This window comes from Polaribacter sp. M10 (assembly GCF_054968445.1).
Genome location: NZ_JBSSBG010000031.1, coordinates 1 through 19,484, shown reverse-complemented (window position 1 = coordinate 19,484; position 19,484 = coordinate 1). Strand labels below are relative to the sequence as shown.

22 protein-coding genes are annotated in these 19,484 nt (G+C 29.0%); 12 read left to right on the top strand and 10 right to left on the bottom strand.

Translation table 11 applies throughout. From position 1 onward, the window contains the following. The first annotated feature begins 422 nt into the window (after window positions 1–422). The 8 genes from ACWYN7_RS16715 to ACWYN7_RS16680 all read left to right on the top strand — a co-directional run bounded on the left by ACWYN7_RS16715 (window position 423) and on the right by ACWYN7_RS16680 (window position 6,511). Complete coding sequence (locus ACWYN7_RS16715; RefSeq protein ID WP_462861119.1) at window positions 423–1,841, top strand: HAD-IIIC family phosphatase; 1,419 nt, start codon at window positions 423–425, stop codon at window positions 1,839–1,841. A gap of 1 nt (window position 1,842) precedes the next feature. Next, the gene (locus ACWYN7_RS16710; protein WP_462861118.1) at window positions 1,843–2,640 is read left to right on the top strand and encodes a DUF488 domain-containing protein; all 798 of its coding nucleotides are present in this window, start codon (window positions 1,843–1,845) and stop codon (window positions 2,638–2,640) included. Continuing rightward, window positions 2,633–3,100 (top strand): DUF488 domain-containing protein, encoded by a 468-nt coding sequence (locus ACWYN7_RS16705; RefSeq protein WP_462861117.1) that lies wholly within the window; start codon window positions 2,633–2,635, stop codon window positions 3,098–3,100. The genes ACWYN7_RS16710 and ACWYN7_RS16705 overlap by 8 nt, the downstream gene beginning before the upstream one ends. Then, on the top strand, window positions 3,097–3,759 hold the full coding sequence (locus tag ACWYN7_RS16700) for a dual OB domain-containing protein (RefSeq protein ID WP_462861116.1): 663 nt from the start codon (window positions 3,097–3,099) through the stop codon (window positions 3,757–3,759). Before ACWYN7_RS16705 ends, ACWYN7_RS16700 begins: the two co-directional genes overlap by 4 nt. Before the next feature lie 181 nt (window positions 3,760–3,940). Then, complete coding sequence (locus tag ACWYN7_RS16695) at window positions 3,941–4,327, top strand: hypothetical protein (protein ID WP_462861115.1); 387 nt, start codon at window positions 3,941–3,943, stop codon at window positions 4,325–4,327. 11 nt (window positions 4,328–4,338) lie between these two features. Next, a complete protein-coding gene (locus ACWYN7_RS16690) occupies window positions 4,339–4,536 on the top strand; it encodes a hypothetical protein (RefSeq protein ID WP_462861114.1) in 198 nt (65 codons plus the stop codon). Between the two features lie 353 nt (window positions 4,537–4,889). Next, a complete protein-coding gene (locus tag ACWYN7_RS16685) occupies window positions 4,890–5,525 on the top strand; it encodes a hypothetical protein (protein WP_462861113.1) in 636 nt (211 codons plus the stop codon). A 299-nt stretch (window positions 5,526–5,824) separates the two neighbouring features. After that, a complete protein-coding gene (locus ACWYN7_RS16680; protein WP_462861112.1) occupies window positions 5,825–6,511 on the top strand; it encodes a hypothetical protein in 687 nt (228 codons plus the stop codon). A 118-nt stretch (window positions 6,512–6,629) separates the two neighbouring features. On the opposite strand, the gene ACWYN7_RS16675 is transcribed toward ACWYN7_RS16680, so the two are convergent. The 4 genes from ACWYN7_RS16675 to ACWYN7_RS16660 all read right to left on the bottom strand — a co-directional run bounded on the left by ACWYN7_RS16675 (window position 6,630) and on the right by ACWYN7_RS16660 (window position 10,520). Continuing rightward, a complete protein-coding gene (locus ACWYN7_RS16675) occupies window positions 6,630–7,094 on the bottom strand; it encodes a GNAT family N-acetyltransferase (protein WP_462861111.1) in 465 nt (154 codons plus the stop codon). A gap of 13 nt (window positions 7,095–7,107) precedes the next feature. Further along, window positions 7,108–8,280: a lipoprotein N-acyltransferase Lnb domain-containing protein gene (locus ACWYN7_RS16670; protein WP_462861110.1), complete on the bottom strand. Its 1,173-nt coding sequence runs from the start codon at window positions 8,278–8,280 to the stop codon at window positions 7,108–7,110. Between the two features lie 6 nt (window positions 8,281–8,286). After that, entirely contained in the window at window positions 8,287–9,465 is a 1,179-nt protein-coding gene (locus tag ACWYN7_RS16665; protein WP_462861109.1) for a PorV/PorQ family protein, read from the bottom strand. 74 nt (window positions 9,466–9,539) lie between these two features. Next, a complete protein-coding gene (locus tag ACWYN7_RS16660; protein WP_462861108.1) occupies window positions 9,540–10,520 on the bottom strand; it encodes a YheT family hydrolase in 981 nt (326 codons plus the stop codon). A 100-nt stretch (window positions 10,521–10,620) separates the two neighbouring features. On the opposite strand from ACWYN7_RS16660, the gene ACWYN7_RS16655 reads away from it, so the two are divergent. From ACWYN7_RS16655 to ACWYN7_RS16645, 3 genes are read left to right on the top strand one after another with little or no spacing between them, the layout of a single operon-like run. Next, window positions 10,621–11,346, top strand: coding sequence for a CDP-alcohol phosphatidyltransferase family protein (locus ACWYN7_RS16655; RefSeq protein ID WP_462861107.1), 726 nt, complete (start codon window positions 10,621–10,623; stop codon window positions 11,344–11,346). A gap of 4 nt (window positions 11,347–11,350) precedes the next feature. Next, window positions 11,351–12,565 carry a sensor histidine kinase gene (locus ACWYN7_RS16650; protein ID WP_462861106.1) on the top strand — a complete coding sequence of 405 codons (1,215 nt, stop codon included), beginning with the start codon at window positions 11,351–11,353 and terminating at the stop codon, window positions 12,563–12,565. A gap of 6 nt (window positions 12,566–12,571) precedes the next feature. Then, window positions 12,572–12,931, top strand: a complete 360-nt coding sequence (locus ACWYN7_RS16645) for a VOC family protein (protein ID WP_462861105.1) — start codon at window positions 12,572–12,574, stop codon at window positions 12,929–12,931. Window positions 12,932–13,005: 74 nt separating this feature from the next. Here ACWYN7_RS16645 and lptB read toward each other — a convergent pair whose 3' ends face one another. The 4 genes from lptB to ACWYN7_RS16625 form a co-directional block, all read right to left on the bottom strand. After that, on the bottom strand, window positions 13,006–13,746 hold the full coding sequence (gene lptB / locus ACWYN7_RS16640; protein ID WP_462861104.1) for an LPS export ABC transporter ATP-binding protein: 741 nt from the start codon (window positions 13,744–13,746) through the stop codon (window positions 13,006–13,008). 111 nt (window positions 13,747–13,857) lie between these two features. Next, on the bottom strand, window positions 13,858–14,217 hold the full coding sequence (locus ACWYN7_RS16635) for a carboxymuconolactone decarboxylase family protein (RefSeq protein WP_462861103.1): 360 nt from the start codon (window positions 14,215–14,217) through the stop codon (window positions 13,858–13,860). Beyond that, complete coding sequence (gene tatC / locus ACWYN7_RS16630) at window positions 14,201–15,022, bottom strand: twin-arginine translocase subunit TatC (RefSeq protein WP_462861102.1); 822 nt, start codon at window positions 15,020–15,022, stop codon at window positions 14,201–14,203. The genes ACWYN7_RS16635 and tatC overlap by 17 nt, the downstream gene beginning before the upstream one ends. After that, window positions 15,022–15,990, bottom strand: coding sequence for a KpsF/GutQ family sugar-phosphate isomerase (locus tag ACWYN7_RS16625; protein ID WP_462861101.1), 969 nt, complete (start codon window positions 15,988–15,990; stop codon window positions 15,022–15,024). The genes tatC and ACWYN7_RS16625 overlap by 1 nt, the downstream gene beginning before the upstream one ends. A gap of 137 nt (window positions 15,991–16,127) precedes the next feature. On the opposite strand from ACWYN7_RS16625, the gene ACWYN7_RS16620 reads away from it, so the two are divergent. Further along, window positions 16,128–18,311 (top strand): RecQ family ATP-dependent DNA helicase, encoded by a 2,184-nt coding sequence (locus tag ACWYN7_RS16620; protein ID WP_462861100.1) that lies wholly within the window; start codon window positions 16,128–16,130, stop codon window positions 18,309–18,311. On the opposite strand, the gene ACWYN7_RS16615 is transcribed toward ACWYN7_RS16620, so the two are convergent. Beyond that, a complete protein-coding gene (locus ACWYN7_RS16615; protein WP_462861099.1) occupies window positions 18,308–18,949 on the bottom strand; it encodes a response regulator in 642 nt (213 codons plus the stop codon). The two genes, ACWYN7_RS16620 and ACWYN7_RS16615, sit on opposite strands and share 4 nt — an antisense overlap. 58 nt (window positions 18,950–19,007) lie before the next feature. After that, window positions 19,008–19,484 (bottom strand): sensor histidine kinase (locus tag ACWYN7_RS16610; RefSeq protein WP_462861098.1); only part of this gene is annotated, 477 nt, incomplete at its 5' end.

The following is a 19,484-nucleotide window of genomic DNA, read 5'->3' as shown; positions in this document are numbered from 1 at the left end:
GTAGGGTGTATTTTTCAAAAATGCATGCTTTTACGAACAAAACCCGAAGCAAACTGGAGCAGAACCTATAGAAAGGTCTGTGTAGAGTGACTTTTTTATGCCTTTGTAATGAATTTTTGGAGTTTTGTTGCCGATAATTTATAAACTATGTGCCTTATTTTTTTGGGTTGGGCTGTGTTAACATAAAAATTTTTATATATTTATTGAAAAATTGTAGGCCAAAACACCAAAACAACAATTTTAATGGAGTTTAATTTCCGTTGAAAACTATTTTTTGAACTCAATAGAGGAGAAGAGAATAGTTATTAATTTATAACAGTTGGGTATGGCCTTGAGTTGTGTATAATGGCAAAAGACAACACAACAATCAGAAACAAATACGCCAAAACAGAAAAATCTTGCTTAAAAAAGGATATTAAAGAATGACTAAGTCAGAAAAAATAAAAACTACACAAATTGCCAACGCATTTCTACGCGTTTATATAAATGACTTTGTCAAAAAATTTCGAAATTATAATACAGATGAATTTGTTGTTGCCATAACAGGCCTTAATGAGTTTATTCCAAAAGATGACACGGTTTTAGTTAGCTTAATTGAAGAACTCAAACAGAATAATTTTATTATAGAAAATGAAGGCAACCAAGAAAGTATAAATGAAATCGAAATTACTTGTAAAAACACAACAAAAAATACGTATTATAAGTTTAAATATGAAATCCAAAACTTACCAGCTATTGTTGAAATTTCAAGTAAAACCGACATACATGTAGTCGGAATAATCATAACAAAGATAGTTGCACAAATAATTAGCAAATTAAAGATATTGTATAAAGCTATTGTGCTTGATTTAGACGATACATTATGGAATGGAACCCTTTCTGAAGTCGGAATAGATAAGATAAAAGAAAATTTACAATCTGAACAAGGGGCTACTTTTATCGCATTTATGAAATTTGTTAAATCGTTGGCGAATGAATTAGGCCTTTTTATTGCAGTTTGTTCAAGAAATGATTCTAAAATGGTTCAATCAACAATAGAAGAGTTGGATGAAAACATTTTTCCATTAAAAAATCAGATTGATTTCATTATTGCGAATAATAATGATAAAAGTAAAAATATAAAAAAAATAGCGGAACAACTCTCTATTTTACCAAATTCAATCGTATTTATTGACGATAATCAAATAGTTAGAGATGAAGTAAAACTTAAATTACCAGAAGTATTTATACCTGAATGGACAAATCATAATGAATTAGTAATTCAATTAATTGCTGGTTGTATATTTGATAGAGTTGAGTTATCCTTAAATTCACAGGATAGAAGAAAACAATATAGAATAATTCAAACGGAGCGTACTCAAAATTCTTTACCTGAATTATCAATCAAAGTAATAAACGCTAATACACATAGTGAATCCATTAAATTATACTCTAAATCAAATCAGTTCAAATTCTCTAGAAATGATAATAAGTTTGAAGGCGATGCAAAATCGTTGTATTTTGAAATATGTAGAGAAAATGGTGAAAATTTGGGAATATGTTCCGCAATAACCTATACTTATTCATACAGCACTTTTCATATTCACAATTGGGCAATTAGTTGTAGATATTTTGAAATTGGGCTTGAAGAGTTTATTTTAATATACATTCAAAAAATTGCAAATAGAAGTAAGATATTCATTAACTATCAGCATTCAGAATACAACCAAAAAGTTAGAGAACTATTAGCTAAATATTCAGTTGCTTTTAATAATAACAAAAAGAATAATAAAATTGAAATAATAATTTCAAAAGAAATTGAAGATAAAATGAAGAATAACACAAACCTGAGAGAACTATAAAATGGAAAGACGAAAATTATACACACTAGGTTATACGTTATTCCAAAATGGCGCTGTTATTGACATTGAGAAAATGTTCAAAACATTAAAAGAATTTAATGTTACTCATCTAATTGATGTTCGCTCTATGCCATATTCCAAGCAGTACCCGCAATGTAATGCCAACAATTTGAAAGTTGCAAGTAAACATTTTTCTATTTCATATGGTCATATGCCAGAACTTGGAGCAAAAGCAAGTCCAATGCAAGATGTTTTTTCAAAAGCTTCTGATATATTTTTTGAGGACATATTTCCAATTTCAAAAAGTAATAGACCTGAAAAAACTGAACTATATTCTTCCGAAGAAATCGTTGATTTTCAAAAATTCAGAAATGATGAATATTTTTCAGAGGGCATAAAAAGAATTGAAATGGCATATGAAAATGAATATACACTCGCGCTTATGTGTAGCGAAAAGAGACCTATTGATTGTCACAGATTCTTTTTTATAAGCCAAAAGATTGAGGAAAAGTTTGGAGATTGGATAGAAGTACTTCATATAACTAAAAACAAAAATGGAAAAATTAAAACTGAATCAAATGAAAACATTAATATGGAGTTGTCAGAAGTGGTATTCAATAAATTAGAAATCAAGAAATTAGACGTTTTAAATTCAAGTATTTTTGAATCAGCTAAAATTGAAAACTATTTTGGCAATACATTACAAGATAAAAAAAATAACTTTTGTGATAGGTATTGGAATCTATTACACGGTTGGAAATTAGATAAAAACAACAAAAACTATAACGAGTATGATTAATTTATTTAGCATAGGATTTACACAAAAATCTGCAGAAGATTTTTTTGGGTTATTAAAGAATAATAATATCGATTGTCTAATAGATGTTAGATTAAACCCAAACGGACAATTGTCAAGATTTGCATTTGAAAAAGACTTGCCTTATTTCTTGGACAAGTTGGCTAATGGTTGCAAATATGTTCATAGAGTGGATTTATCACCACAAAAGGAATTACTGAAAGAGGTAAGAACCAAAGGTTCTGCAATGAACAAAGACTATAAATTATTTGAAATAGAGTTCAATAAGTATTTAGAAAAGGAATCAAAAATCAACAATTTTGTTGAACAATTTAGTGATTATAATAATGTTGCATTTCTCTGTTCGGAGCATACTACAGAAAAGTGTCATCGAAGATTGGTGTCTGAAATGCTACTAAATAAATTTAGTAACGAAGTAAAATTTGGTAAAGACTTAAAATGAGAAAACAAGTATTATTATTAGCAGTTAGCTGTAGAAATGGTGGTCTATGCCCAGGAGGGCTTGACTTAGACAATCCAAGTCAATGGATAAGAATAGTTAGAGATGATGGTCGTGGGGGTGCTGTACAAGGTCACGAAATAGACTTTGCAAAACCTCTTGATATAATTGAGTTTGATGGCAAACCAATGCCACAAGGTAAGCAACAAGAGAACTGGGTTATTGATAATGGTACTTGCAAGAATAAAGGCAAAGGAAGCTTAAATAATGGAAACGGAACAGACAAAGAGCTTCTTGATTGGGTATATCAAAAATACTCTTATAAAAATTTTTGGGGTAATTATAGGCCATATTTAAATGAAACCGAATTTGCTAATGTAAATGCACCTTCAGAATCAATTATGAAAGTTTCAAATGTAAGGATCTATAATAATGATAATGATAAAGCAAAAATTGATTTTGATTGGTCAAAGGCGAAATTCAGAATCAAGCGGGTTTCGATGACAGATCCCGATTTTTATGATAGGATTCGTGAAGGAGATGTTTCTTTTGACAATGCGTATATAATAACTTCAATCCCAAAAAAAATTGACGAATGGGTTAATCCTAACACAGGTGAAAAACAAGCCTATAAATTTGTAAGTAAGATATTCAATATTTAGAATTAGAAAAACCACAGCACACAACATTTTGTATAAGTGATGCCGAGTGAAGTGCGTAATTAGAACTTCAGCTCTCGTATCGAACTTTATCATGGTATGAAAGTAAGTGCTAATCAACTGCACTACTTTTTATATACTAACCGTTAGCAAACATAAAACTGAACTCAAGAAAATAAAGAAAATGAAAGAAAAATTAAACACAGCTGCAAAAATATTAATTCCTAGTTATGGAATAGCTTCCTTAATTACTGAAACAATTATTGAATCATCGAAAAAATCACAAAGCATAATTGACAATGGAAATTATAAGGAGATTGAAGATGAAATTAAAAGAAGAACAGCTGAAACGAAAATTTTAGAACTTGAAGCTAAAGTAAGTCAAGAAGTTGCAATAGCAAAGAGAATTGAAGATGCTATAGACGTTGAAATTGAGGAATATTATGAAGCTGGTGCAAGTGGAAAAATTGGAGTTAATGTTACTGAAAATGGTTTTAGTGGAGAGTTAGGAGGTGATGGAAAAAAAGTAATTAAAAGAATATATAAATTCAAAGGAAAAAATAACAAATAAAATTTCAAAAAATGGAATATAAAAACTTCGAAAAAACGAGTAATGAAAACAATGAACTAATTGAAAACTTAAATTTAACAATATTTACAAGTTCAAATGATGATGACGATGAATATGCGACTCCTGAAGAATTAGCTTACCTTGAAGATATAATGTTTCCAGACGGAATTGACGATGATAATTATCCTGACCTTTCTGATAGTGATTAACAATAAATTGAAAGAAATAAAAATTACGTTTGCTAACACCGAGTAAAAAAAAATGCTGGTTAAAGCCTAATTAAGAAAGTCCTTTAGACCTTTAATTGTCATTAATAATTTAGTAATTTTATTGCATAACTAAAGCAACAAACCTTAATTAACAACATTGGTAAGTAGGCAAAAAAATAAAGCAAAACTACAAACGAAGCGCTAGGTTTGTTTTTTGTAAAATGCTTGTACTGAAAGGGTAGAGGGGGTATTATTAATTTAGAAAAGTGGGTGTGTGCGTTAGTTTCAAAATATTGTTGAACAAGTTTGTGGAATTGAAATTTTTTGAATAAAAAAATAGTATATAATAAAATATGGCTAAGTGTATAAACTGTGGAGAATACACAAAATTTAATGGAGGACTTTGTTATTCGTGTTATAAAAAAAATGGAGAAAGTGACGAAGTAATAATTTCAGAAAAGAAACCTAAAAAAAAGAATAACGAGATAAAAAAAACTGAATACAAATCAAAAGAAAACCCTTGGATTTCAGGAGTTATAAAAGGCAGAATTGCAGAAACGATTGTTGAAGAACTTTTTCGTTCCCTTGGATTTCAAGTATTCAGTTATGGAATGGAAAATTCAATTCCAGGAATAAAGGACCTTTTAAAAGGAGTTAGAGGAGATGTTTCTAAAAATATTCGACAAATGCCTGATTTTGTAGTTTTTAAAGATAATCAAGCTCATTTTATTGAAGTTAAATATCGAGCAACGGGAGAATTAAAATTAAAGGATATTGCTAAATATGGCGATTATCCTTTTGAAAATGCTCTTTTTGTTCTTGTAACCAAAAAACATATTAAATGTATTTCATTTAAAGAACTAAGTGAAGGAAAAGAAATAACATCAACATGTCATAGATATTTAGGAAAACGAAAGGAATTTGATACAGATAAAGACTTAATAATAGAATATTGTAAATATGCTGTGAAGTTTTTTGAAAATGTTTAGAAAGAGAAATGAATAGTAACCAAAATAAAAATTAGTAAAAGCTTACAAAGTATTTAAATAGCTACTTTTAGCTTACTTACAAAAGTCCTTTAGACCTTTCTTTGTCAGTAATTATTTACTAAATTAGATGCTAAACCACAGCAACTAATCTTAAAGAAAAACATAAGCAAACAGGCAAAAGAAATAAACAAAAATAAAAACGAAACGCTAGATTTGTTTTTTGTAAAATGCTTGTAATGCATAATTTAGAAAAAGGTGGGTGTGGCAGCTAGTTGTGGGTAATTTGAAAAAGATAAACTATGTCAATTTTGAACAAACTTTTTGGAAAAAACAAAAATTTAGAATTTAGTACGGCCATTAAATCTTCTGTAAAAGAAAAGTTATTACCAAATAGTACAGCTCACGGATTCCCAGTTCACAGAAGACATCGAGAAAAAATCATCAACAAAATAGTTGAGATAGATGCAAAGGAATTCGTTGGTTCATTTTTAGAATGTATTTTTATTGATTGTGAAATAAAAATTCGTTGCTCTGCCAAATATACCTTTGTCTTGACAAACAAATGTGTATTCGAAAATTGTATTATTTGGGCTCATACAAAACAAACTGGCGGAAATTGGAATCCAAAATTCAAAAATTGTTCATTTAAAGGACGTTTTGAATTAAGGTTTGAAAATAAATTACTCAATTGTGATTTTTCACAAGCCAAAATAAGTACAGTTGGTTTACTTGAAAATAATACTCTAGACGAAATTACTGGAGTGACTTATCCAACTATTGCAATACTTGATTTAAAAAATAATGTATCGGAATTGGAGAAAATTAAAACAACTGATAGTTTTGAAGATTTTATTTGGGCGAGTAAGAGAGATTCTGGACTAATAATCGTGAATTTAGAAGAATTTACAACTGAACCTAAAAAGTTGTGGGATTTAATAAAACATTTAAAATTTATAAAAACTGCACACAACAATGGCTATAAGTAATTGCTTGTTCTCGCCTACTTCTGAAAATCCTAGCGGATTTTCAGCTAGGTGTGTACCTGCAAAGTTAATTGCTAAACCACGCAACTACTTATAGCTGAGACGGTTCTGAAACCTACCTTTAAAACTCTAAAATCATTTTAATATCAGAACGTTCGTAATGCGAATTTTCTTCTACAGGGATTTCTTTAAAGCCCATTTTTTTATACAAGTTAATGGCAGGTACCAAACTTCTATGAGAGTATAAAGTTATACTTTTCCAGTGTTGTTTTTTTGCAAAAGCGATAGAAAACTCCATTAATTTTAAGCCTATTTTTAAGCCCTGAAATTTGGGAGCCACTGCCATTTTACTCAACTCGTAAAAAGTTTTTTGGTTGATGAGAGATACCACACCCACAATTTCGTTATTGTATTTTGCAAAAAAGATAAATCCTCCAGGGTCTAAAACATATTTTTTAGGATTGCTTAACACCTTTTCATCATAAGGTTCTACATAAAAATATTTCTTTAGCCATTCTACATTTAAATCATAAAAATGAGTGGCATATTGTGCTTCAAAAGGAATAATTTCTAATTGATAATCCATTAAAATACTGTTGTTATTTTTTATAAAATGAGGCTAAAAATAAATATCTAACAAAAAGTAAAATTAGTAAAGGAATTGTAGCTAATGGAAATAACTGCACTTTTAAAATCCATAAAACAGGAATTAAAACGAGTAATACTAACAATGTTTTAAAGTAAGCATGCATCCATTTCGGTTGATTTTTCTTTACTAATAGAAAAGCAAAAATTAAATTAGGAGCAAAAGCCCACAGAAAATTAAAGTTATTTGGAGCTGTTGCATGATCTGTAAAAAACCATAAAAATAGAATTAAAACACCTAAAATTCCGCTTGTAAAAAACAAAGTAAAATCCAATACTTTATTCCTTTTCGTATTTTTAAAATCTTTAAATGTGATAAAAATTCCGATGAAAGCAATAAGACTAAAAATTAACAAAGGATTCAATATCGATGTTTTTTGTTCTACCTCTTTAAAATCTAATAGAGTAACTTCTTTTTTTATTAAAGCATTTGGTTGATTCTCTATAAATAAAGTACTTTTTTTAAATACTTGATACACATAATCTGGCAAATACATGTATTGCTCTACACTTGCTTTTTGGTCTAGTTTGCTACCCAATGCTAGGTTAATTCCGAAATTACCCCAAGTATTCCAATGTAATTTTCTATTCATTAATTGTCTAAAAGACAAGTCCTTTTTAATACTATCATTTTTAAAAGTTACTCGATCACCTAAAATAGTAGAAGTAATGTCTCTTAATTTAGTAGCACAATTATTAAAATAAGGATCGTAAAGATAAGTAGCATTTTGTGGTAAAGCATTGTTTTCTAAATAGCTAAAAAATGCTTGTTTTTCTTTTTGCGATAAATTTAAAATCTGCTCTTTTACCCAGCGTTTATCACTCTTATACGAGTTTAAAAAATACTTAAAATCGTACCTTACTAATTTGTATAAGAGTTTCCCTTTTGTAAAATTTAAATAAAAGTTTGGAGCATTAAAATCGAACATTCCATAATTATAAATTAAATCTAATTTTAGAAGCGGATCTTTAATTCGGATTGCAGAATGCCCAAATGCTTCGTACAATTCTGTACCTGGTGCACCAGTTATAATACTAACTTCGGCATATACTGAAAGGTTAACTTGTGCTTGTAAGGGTTTTATCAACAATAAAAAGAAGAAGAAAAATAGGTGTTTTTTTTGCATACTGTTTTAATTTCTAAAGAAACTATAATCAAAAGTAATTGAAAAAATATTAGAAAATAGTGCATTACCCACGCTACCAATATTGGTTAACGCATAATCTACTTGAATGCCTTTGTAGTTAAAACCAACTCCAAAATTGGGTTGTACAGAAAGAGATTTACTATTGTTAAACTCAGTAATGTATTGAAAATTACCAACTCCTAAACGTAGATAAACCAGTTTGTCATAATCTAACTGAAAACCAACTGCAGGATCTACACTTGCAAATTTTGATGAAAAAATATCATTAGATTGTTCAAAACGAACATTTAAATCTACTTCAGAAAGTAAGTTTAAATATCGGCCAACTCTCCATTCTTTGGCAACACCAACTTGTATTTTTGGTTTGGTAACTTCTGTGTTTTCTGGCAATTCTTGATTTGGTGAAATTGTGTTTCCATTTTCATCAAGGTAAGGTGTATTATCTTGATAAGTTAAAATTTCTTGACCATCAACTTCAGTTACATAAAGCTGATTTCCCTGATTGTCTACAAACCAGTTGGCAATTTTAATTTTATCAAACTCTTCTTCGTTAATTGCCCAACTGTTAAATGTTGTAGTAATATCTCTTGCCATTAAACCAAATTTCCAAGAATTACGTTCAAATTGAATACCTGCATCAAACCCAAAACCCCAAGAAGAAGCAAATTCACCAATAATTCTACGAACAATTTTGGCATTAACTCCGAATTTTACATCCTTAAAAATTAAATTTCTGGCATAAGCAATGTTAAAAGCATAATCTGCTGCAGAAAACAAACTGATTCTATTAAAATCGATATTTCCTTCGCTATCAATTAATTCTGTGGTATTTAAAATATCATCAACTCCAAAACGAATAACAGAAATACCCAAAGCACTTTGGTAATCTATGGGCATTGCAAAAGCTGCGTGGTTGTAATTGGCAATACCAGCAAAATAAGAAGCGTGCATTAAAGAACCTTGATAATCTTCTATACCCACTAATCCTGCAGGATTCCAATAAGAAGCATTTACATTATTTGTAGTGGCTACAACAGCTTTGCTCATACCTAAAGCAGCAGCATCAACCCCAATATTTAAAAATTCGTTAGAATAATTTCTAAACACTTGTGCTTTTAAAAACAGTGGGAAAATGATTAAAATAAGTAAAAATTTATATTTCAACAGCTTATAGTTTATCAATAACAAATATCTTAAATCCTACTAAATTAACTATTGTTTTTGGTAGATATTGTTTGTTAAATGTCAATCTGAATATTTTCTTTTATAAAACGATAAATTCTATGCTCTAACCATCTATTTTCATTGGGTTTAAATGATGTCATAAAACCACAATGTCCACCATATTTTGTTTCTTCGAAAAAGAAATAGTCAGAATGTTCAGCTTCTTGGTAAGGATAACATTGGTTAGATAAAAAAGTGTCGTCTTTAGCATTAACCAATAAAGTTGGTACTTTAATTTTTAATAGGTAAGGTTTAGAACTGGCTTTTTGCCAATAATCTTCTGGACTATCGAAACCAAAAATAGGTACTGTATAAAGCTCTTCTAAATGTTTAAATTTTGTAGCTTTAAATAATTTGTCTTTATCGAGTTTGTATTCTGGAAATTTATGTGATTTTTCTAAAATCTTATTTTTCATGGTTTTAAAAAACACTTCCATGTACAATTTGTTTTTCAGTTTGTCCATTTCTTGTTCAGACGATCCAATATCAATAGGTACAGAAACTGCGATTCCGCCTTTTACTTTTGGTGATATTTGATCACTTTTTTGGCCAAGATATTTCAAGGTTAAATTACCCCCCAAACTAAAACCAACAATAATAATATTTTGGTAGGTGTAATTTTCTATCAAATGATTTACCACAAAATCGACATCTTCTGTTTTTCCACTGTGGTAAGTGCTTAACAATACATTGTCTTCGCCACTACAACCTCTTAAATTAAAACAAACAGTATCTATGTTTTTACTATTTAAGTGATTTGTATTTGAAGCAATGTACTTAGATTCTGAACTACCTTCTAAACCATGAATTAGTAGCACTAAAGTTTTAGAATTTACAAAAGAAAAATCTAAATCTATAAAATCATTATCCCAAGTTGTTACTCTTTTTCTGGTGTAATTGGCCTTGTCTTTCATAAAAAGAGGTCTGTACATGGTATTAAAATGACCATTTCTAAAAGGAATTGTAGGCAGAAAATTTGAATGGAATACTGGCATAATTTTTTTGAACTCTTACAAATATCACAAAAAATTAATAATTAAGAAAACTGAGTAAATCTGAATGCTTATTTTAGCCGAAAATCAACAAAAAACATCAATGAAAATCGTAAGCTATATTCCAAATCTTTTAACTCTAGGTAACCTTTTTTGCGGAACAATTGCAGCAATATTTGCTGTTGAAGAAGATTTTATTAATGCAAGTATATTTGTTTTATTAGGGATTCTTTTCGATTTTTTTGATGGATTTGCAGCACGTTTATTAAAAGTTACTGGTGAATTAGGCAAACAATTAGATTCTTTAGCAGATATGGTTACAAGTGGAGTAGTACCAGGAATTTTTATGCTAAAATTAATACAAAACAACCTACAAAAAGATTTTAACGATGTTGATAATAGCCTTTTTGATGTTTCTTTAATTGGTTTAATTTTAACCTTAGCAGCTTGTTACAGGTTAGGAAAGTTTAATTTAGATGTAAGACAAACCGATTCTTTTATAGGTTTACCAACACCAGCAATGTGTTTGTTTGTAATTTCTTTACCATTAATTCAGGAGTATTCAGATGTAGAATTTGCAATACAGTTAACCTACAATAATTACTTTTTAATTGCCATTACTTGGGCTTTAACTTTTTTAATGAATGCAGAAATTCCTTTATTTTCATTAAAGTTTAAAGACTATTCATTGAAAAAGAATTGGGTAACGTATTCATTTTTAATCTTATCTTTAGTATTAATTTTAAAAATTAATTACTTGTCTATACCAATTATTATAACTTTTTATGTAGTTTTATCAATAGTAAAAAATTTAACCCCCAAAATTTAATGTTATGCAGTCAGCAAAAATTCCTGAAAATGAAGAAGAAAGATTAAAAGCTTTAAAAGATTATGAAATTCTAGACACCTTACCAGAAGCAGATTATGATGCACTTGCCAAAATTGCATCAGGTATTTGTAATACACCTATTGCTTTAATTTCTTTAATAGATGATAAGAGACAATGGTTTAAATCTAAATACGGAGTTGATGCTACAGAAACGCCAAGAGAATTGGCATTTTGTGCACATAGTATTTTAAATCCTGACGAATTATTTATTGTAAATGATGCTACTAAAGATGAACGTTTTTACGATAATCCTTTAACTACAGAACAACCAAAAGTAATTTTTTATGCAGGTGCGCCTTTAAATACTCCAGATGGGCATTCATTAGGTACATTGTGTGTTATAGACAATCAACCTAGCGATTTAACTGATACTCAAAAACAATCTTTAAAACTTTTAGCAAAACAAGTAGTTAGTCTATTAGAATTAAGGAAAAAAAACAAAGAGCTTACTATAGTTAACAACAGAGTAGAAAAATTAAACCAACGATTAAACAATTTTGCTTATCGATTAACACACGATTTAAAATCGCCAATAAATGGAGTTAACTTTCTGTTGGATGTTTTAAATGTAGACCATGGAAATTTATTTAAAGGTACAGATGCAGAAAGTCATATTGGCTTAATTTCTAACAGAGTGCAATATATGAGTACTTTAATTGATGATATTTTAGAATACACAAAAGCAAGTACAGAAAATATTGTTTATGAAGATATTCATGTAAAAACATTACTAAACAGTATAATAGAGAATATTGATTTTGAAAATAAAATTAATTTAAACGCTAAAGATTTAGATGAAAATATCCATATTTCTAAAATAGGTTTTGTACAAGTTTTTCAGAATTTAATCTCAAATTCTAGAAAATACACTAATCAAGAGAATATAGAAATAGAAATAGATTTTAGCAATAATCCTAAACATTATCAATTTATATATAGAGACAATGGTCCAGGAATTGAAGAGAAATATTGGGAAAAAGTTTTTAATATTTTCGAAACTTTAAACAACGATAATAACGATAATACTGGAGTTGGCTTAGCTACTGTAAAATCTATTATTACACGTTTAGGAGGCGAAATTTACTTGCAACAAAGAGAAGATGGTAAAAGTGGAGTTTGTTTCTGTTTTCATTTTTCTAAAAAAGAATTTTTAGCATAAGCTTTAATGTTTAAATCCATTAGACCTTTTATTGGTGCAAAAGATTTTGAAAATTCTAGTAATTTTTACAAAGATTTGGGGTTTATAGAAAAGAAATTAGCAAGCAATTTATCCGTTTTTGTGGTAAATGATAAATTATCTTTTTACTTACAAAATGCGTATGTTAAAGATTGGGTAGATAATTCTATGCTGTTTTTAGAGGTAGAAGATATCGAAAGTTATTTGTTAGCTATAGAGCATAAGAAACTTACAGAAAAATATCCTAAAGTAAAATTGTCTAAAATTGTTACAAATGATTGGGGCAAAGAATTCTTTTTACACGATCCTTCAGGAATTCTATGGCATATTGGCTGTTTTAACCAATAGTTTTTGTTTTAATTTTGATGAAATTTTGAAACTTTAAAAGCAATTATCACTTTAAACAAACAAAAAAAATATTCTTATTGAAAAATTTTCTTTTTCTTCAGTTCAAAATCTTTACCTAAATACACTTTTCTAACCATTTCATCTGCAGCTAATTCTTCTGGTGTACCTTCTTTTAGAATACTACCATTGTACATTAAATACGTTTTATCTGTAATGGCCAAAGTGGCTTGTACATCATGATCTGTAATTAAAATACCAATGTTTTTGTTTTTTAATTGCGCCACAATACTTTGTATGTCTTCTACAGCAATAGGATCTACACCAGCAAAAGGTTCATCTAACAAAATAAAATTTGGATCAGAAGCTAAACAACGTGCAATTTCTGTTCTACGTCTTTCACCACCAGATAATAAATCGCCTCTATTTTTACGAACATGACCAATATTAAACTCTTCAATTAAAGATTCTAGTTTAATTTTTTGTTCTTTTTTAGATAAGTCTGTAAACTGCAAAACAGACATAATATTATCTTCTACAGAAAGTTTTCTAAAAACAGAAGCTTCTTGAGCCAAATAACCAATTCCTTTTTGCGCACGTTTGTACATGGCATCATTGGTTATTTCTTCGTTATTTAAATAAATATGGCCTTCATTAGGTTTTATCATCCCAACAATCATATAAAAAGAAGTGGTTTTTCCTGCTCCATTAGGCCCTAAAAGGCCAATAATTTCACCTTGCTGAACTTCTAAAGAAATGCCTTTTACAACTTTTCTATTTCCATATATTTTTTGGATGTTTTCTGCTTTTAAAATCATAGATTTTTGTTAATGTGTCTGTATTTAAAAGATGATTTTTAGTGATGTTTGTTTTGTAAAAGTAAGAAATAACTCTGCTAAAAATCTTAAACCTTTCTTAAACAAAAAGAATTACACTAATAAATCACGTTCTTCTTCTAGGGCTTCCCAATATTCTACAGCTCTTCTTAAATGAGGTATTACAATGGTACCACCAATTAAATTGGCAATAGACAAGGTTTCCATCATTTCTTCTTTGCTAACACCATTTTTCATGGCAGCTTCTAAATGATATTGTACACAATCATCACATCTTAAAACCATAGAAGCTACCAAACCTAATAGTTCTTTGGTTTTTACAGGCAAATGCCCTTCTTTAAAAGCATTGGTATCTAAATTGAATATTCTTTTGATAACTTTATTATCTGAAGCTAAGATTTTATCGTTCATTTTAGCACGATAATCATTAAATTCTTTAACTTTTGTTGGCATTCTTTTCTTGTTTTTTAATAACTCTTCTTGATACGATAATTCCTATTTCATATAAAATTAAGATAGGAATTGCAACTATAACTTGACTTGCAACATCTGGAGGTGTAATAATTGCGGCTAAAATTAATACAACTACCAAAGCATGTTTTCTGTATTTTTTTAAAAATTCTGGTGTAATTAATCCGATTTTGGTTAGAAAATAGATCAGTACAGGTAATTCGAATAAAATAGATACGCCTAATAACATATTTGTAACCAAACCAATATGCGATTCTAGCGTAAAACTATTTTCGATAGCATCTGTAATTTGATAATTGTATAAAAAATGAATTGATATTGGCGCAATTACATAAAAGCTAAACAGAACTCCGATAAAAAATAAAAATGAAGCAATAAAAATAAAACCTTTCGATTTTTTAATTTCTTGAGCGGTTAAACCAGGAGCTACAAATCGCCAAATTTCCCATAATAAATAAGGAAATGAAACAATTAAACCTAGAATTAATGAAGACCAAATTGAATTCATTAATTGCGATGTTACCTTAATACTTTGTAGTTTTTTATCAGCAAAACTAACATTACAAAATGCGCTATCTATACCAAATAGTTGAAATAAATCACAAAATAATTGATAGGTGATAAAATCGGGTTTAATATGTGCTAGTAAAAAATGGTCGTATACTTGTTGCGCAAACGCAAAGAATGTAATTGCCAAAATAAAAATTGCAGCAACACTTCTAACCAAATGCCATCTTAATTCCTCTAAATGCCCTAAAAAAGACATTTCTTTTTGTTGTTCTGCCATTAAAAAATTCCTTCTTTAATTAAATCGTGTAAATGTACAACTCCTGCATAATTATTTAAATCATCTACAGCTAAAATTTGAGTAATACTATTGTTTTCTAAAGCGTCTAAAGCATCAATAGCCATAGCATCTTTATGAATGGTTTTTGGGTTTTTACTCATAATATCTTCAGCTACATAATCATCAATTTTAGTCGTTTTACTTAGCATTCTTCTAATATCTCCGTCAGTAATAATCCCTAAAATTTTATTGTTTTCTACAACAGCAGTAACACCTAAACGCTTTTCAGACATTTCAATAATTACTTGAGCTATAGTATCTTCTTTAGTAACTTTAGGTAATTCGTTATTCACAATTAAATCAGAAACTCTTAAATACAAACGTTTGCCTAAAGCCCCACCTGGATGATATTTTGCAAAATCTTTGCTCGTAAATCCTTTAAGTTGCAATAAACAAACTGCAAGTGCATCACCCATTACTAATTGTGCAGTTGTACTTGTGGTTGGTGCTAAATTATTTGGGCAAGCTTCTTTTTCTACATAAGTATTTAAGGTAAAATCTGCATTTTTACCTAAATAAGAATCTACATTGCCAGTTATAGCAATAATTTTATTTCCATAATTTTTAATCAACGGAACTAAAACTTTTATTTCTGGAGTGTTTCCACTTTTAGAAATACAGATTACAATATCATCATCTAAAACATTTCCTAAATCGCCATGAATAGCATCTGCAGCATGCATAAATACAGCTGGTGTACCTGTAGAATTAAATGTTGCCACTATTTTTGTAGCAATATTGGCGCTTTTACCCACACCAGTTACAATAACTCTTCCTTTAAAATTATGAATATAATTTACAGCATTTTCAAAACTTTCATCAATAAAGTTTGCTAAGTTAGCAATAGCTTCACTTTCGGCAATAATTGTTTTTTTTGCGTTTGTAATTATAGTGGTATTATCTTTCAAGCTTTATGTTTTTATCAGAATAAAAAAAAGTTATATCTTTAGATATACGAAACAGGCAAATTTACTATAAAAATAAGTTTCGACAAACAATATAGTAATCGGTTTGCATTTTCTAAAAATGATAATTTAATATTTATATGGATTTACATAGTCCTCTTAAAAAATTCTTTGGATTTAATAAATTTAAAGGATTACAAGAAGAAGTAATAAAGAGTATTGTTAACAATAATAATACTTTTGTAATAATGCCAACAGGTGGAGGTAAATCTCTTTGTTATCAGCTGCCAGCTTTAATGGCAGAAGGTACAGCAATAGTGGTTTCTCCGTTAATTGCTTTGATGAAAAATCAAGTAGATGCCATTAGAGGTATTTCTGAAAACAATGGAGTTGCACATGTTTTAAATTCGTCGTTAAATAAAACTGAGGTGGCGCAAGTAAAGGCAGATATTGCAAACGGAATTACAAAACTGCTTTATGTTGCACCAGAATCTTTAATAAAAGAAGAATATGTTACTTTTTTAAGAACTCAAAAAATATCTTTTGTTGCCATAGATGAAGCCCATTGTATTTCTGAATGGGGGCATGATTTTAGACCAGAGTACAGAAATTTAAAACACATTATTAAAGCTATTGATAGTGTACCTGTAATTTGTTTAACAGCTACAGCAACCGAAAAAGTACAAGAAGATATTTTAAAAACCTTAGGAATTACAGATGCAAATCGTTTTAAAGCCTCATTTAATAGAGCAAATTTATTTTACGAAGTAAGGCCAAAAACAAAAGAGGTAGAAAAAGATATCATTCGTTTTGTAAAACAAAGAGAAGGAAAATCTGGAATTATTTATTGTTTAAGTAGAAAAAAAGTAGAAGAAGTAGCGCAAATTTTACAAGTAAATGGAATAAATGCTGTCCCTTATCATGCAGGTTTAGATGCAAAAACACGTGTAAAACATCAAGATATGTTTTTAATGGAAGATTGCGATGTTGTTGTGGCTACCATTGCATTTGGTATGGGAATAGACAAACCAGATGTTCGTTTTGTGATACATCATGACATACCAAAAAGTTTAGAAAGTTATTACCAAGAAACTGGTAGAGCAGGTAGAGATGATGGAGAAGGGTATTGTTTGGCTTTTTACTCTTATAAAGATATCGAAAAGCTAGAAAAATTTATGTCTAGTAAGCCAGTAGCTGAACAAGAAATTGGGCATGCCTTATTGCAAGAAGTTGTGGGGTATGCAGAAACTTCGATGAACAGGCGTAAATATTTACTGCATTATTTTGGAGAAGAATTTGACGAAGTAAATGGCGAAGGCGCAGATATGGATGACAATTCTAGAAATCCGAAGAAAAAGCATGAAGCCAAAGAAGATGTTGTTATAATTTTAAAAGTTGTAAAAGAAACATTGCAAAAATACAAAGCCAAAGAAGTTGTAAATACAATAGTTGGTAAAGAAAATGCCTTATTAACATCGCATAAAACACATTTACAGCCTTTTTTTGGTATTGGTAAAGCTAAAACACCTTCTTATTGGATGGCCTTAATCCGCCAAATATTGGTAGTTAATTTTATTAAGAAAGAAATTGAACAATATGGAGTAATAAAATTAACTAAAGAAGGTGAAAAATACTTAGAAAAGCCAACTTCTTTTATGATGACAGAAGATCATTCTTATCATGAAGGAGATGATAATTCAATTATTACAAACTCTAAATCTTCTGGCAGTATTTCTGATGAAAAATTAGTAAAACTCTTAAGAGATTTAAGAAAAAAAGTAGCCGTAAAACAAGGTGTACCACCATTTGCCGTTTTTCAAGATCCTTCTTTAGATGATATGGCTTTAAAATATCCAATAACTTTAGAAGAATTATCAAAAGTACATGGAGTAGGAGAAGGTAAGGCCAAAAAATATGGTAAAGATTTTGTAAAATTAATTGCCACGTATGTAGAAGAAAATGAAGTGCTAAGACCAGACGATTTAATTGTGAAAAGTACTGGTGTTAATTCTGGTTTAAAATTATTTATTATTCAGAATACCGATAAGAAATTGCCTTTAGAAGATATTGCAAAATCTAAAGGTTTAGAAATGAGTGAGCTAATTAAAGAAATGGAAGCCATTATTTACTCAGGTACCAAAATAAATATTAATTATGCTTTAGATGATTTGTTAGACGAAGATCAGCAAGAAGAAATTTATGATTATTTTATGGAAGCTGAATCTGATGGCATACAAGAAGCTTTAGATGAATTTGATGGCGATTATGATGATGAAGAATTGCGTTTAATGCGAATTAAATTTATTAATGAGGTAGCAAATTAAAATTGATACTTTTTATCAATTGCGTATTTAACCAATTCGTTACCAGAGGTTAAATCTAATTTTCGTATCATATTTTTTCTATGAGTATCTACTGTTGTTTTGGCAATAAATAAGATTTCTGAAATTTCTCTAGAGGTTTTACCATTGGCTATTAAACCTAAAATTTCTTTTTCTCTGTTAGATAAAGTTACTTTATCAGATTTGCCTATAGTAACATTTTCATCAATATAATTATTCATAAAGTTAAAAGCTACATTAGGATCGAAAAAAGTATCGCCAGATGCAACAGTTACTATGGCTTTTGATAACATTTTAATACCCGAATTTTTAAGAATATAACCAGTTGCACCAGCATCTAACATTTGTTTTATGGCATCTGGTTGATCGAACATTGTCATGGCTAAAACATTAATGTATGGCATATTTTTTTTAATGATTCTAGTGGCTTGTATGCCATCCATAATTGGCATTCGAATATCTGTAATTACTAATTTAGGTTGTTTTAAGTTTACAATTTTTACTAAATCATCACCATTATTAACGGCACCAATAATATTTATATTATCATCATACTCAAAAAAAGATTTAACGCCATCAATTAACATTTGATGATCTTCTGCCATTATTATTGTTATCATATTTTTTTTAATAAATGTACAAATTTTGTAAAACAATAAAATACCTACAAGTAATGATTTAAGGAACAGGAATATCTAAAATAATAGAACTTCCTTTGCCTAAAGTAGAATCTACCTTAAAAGTACCATTTAAATGTTCAACCCTAGTTTTTATAGAACTGATGCCCATTCCGTTATTTAAATTCACTTTTTTAATATCAAAACCTTTTCCATCATCCTCTATAATTATGTTCAGGTTTTTATCATACAAAGAAATATTTATAGTTGCATTTTTTGCATCAGCATGTTTTATAATATTGGTTACCAATTCTTGAATAATTCTAAAAAGTGTAATTTCTAAACTGTTTTCTAAACGTTTGTTTAATCCAAAATGAATAACATCTATTTGTATTTTATCTGCGGATGATATTTTTTCTGCCATCATTTGTATGGCTAATAATAAACCTTGATTTGCAATTACACCTGCATTTTTTGCATGGGCAATTCTGCGTACTTTTAAATAAGCTTCATCAATTAAATTCTCGGTTTTTTTAAA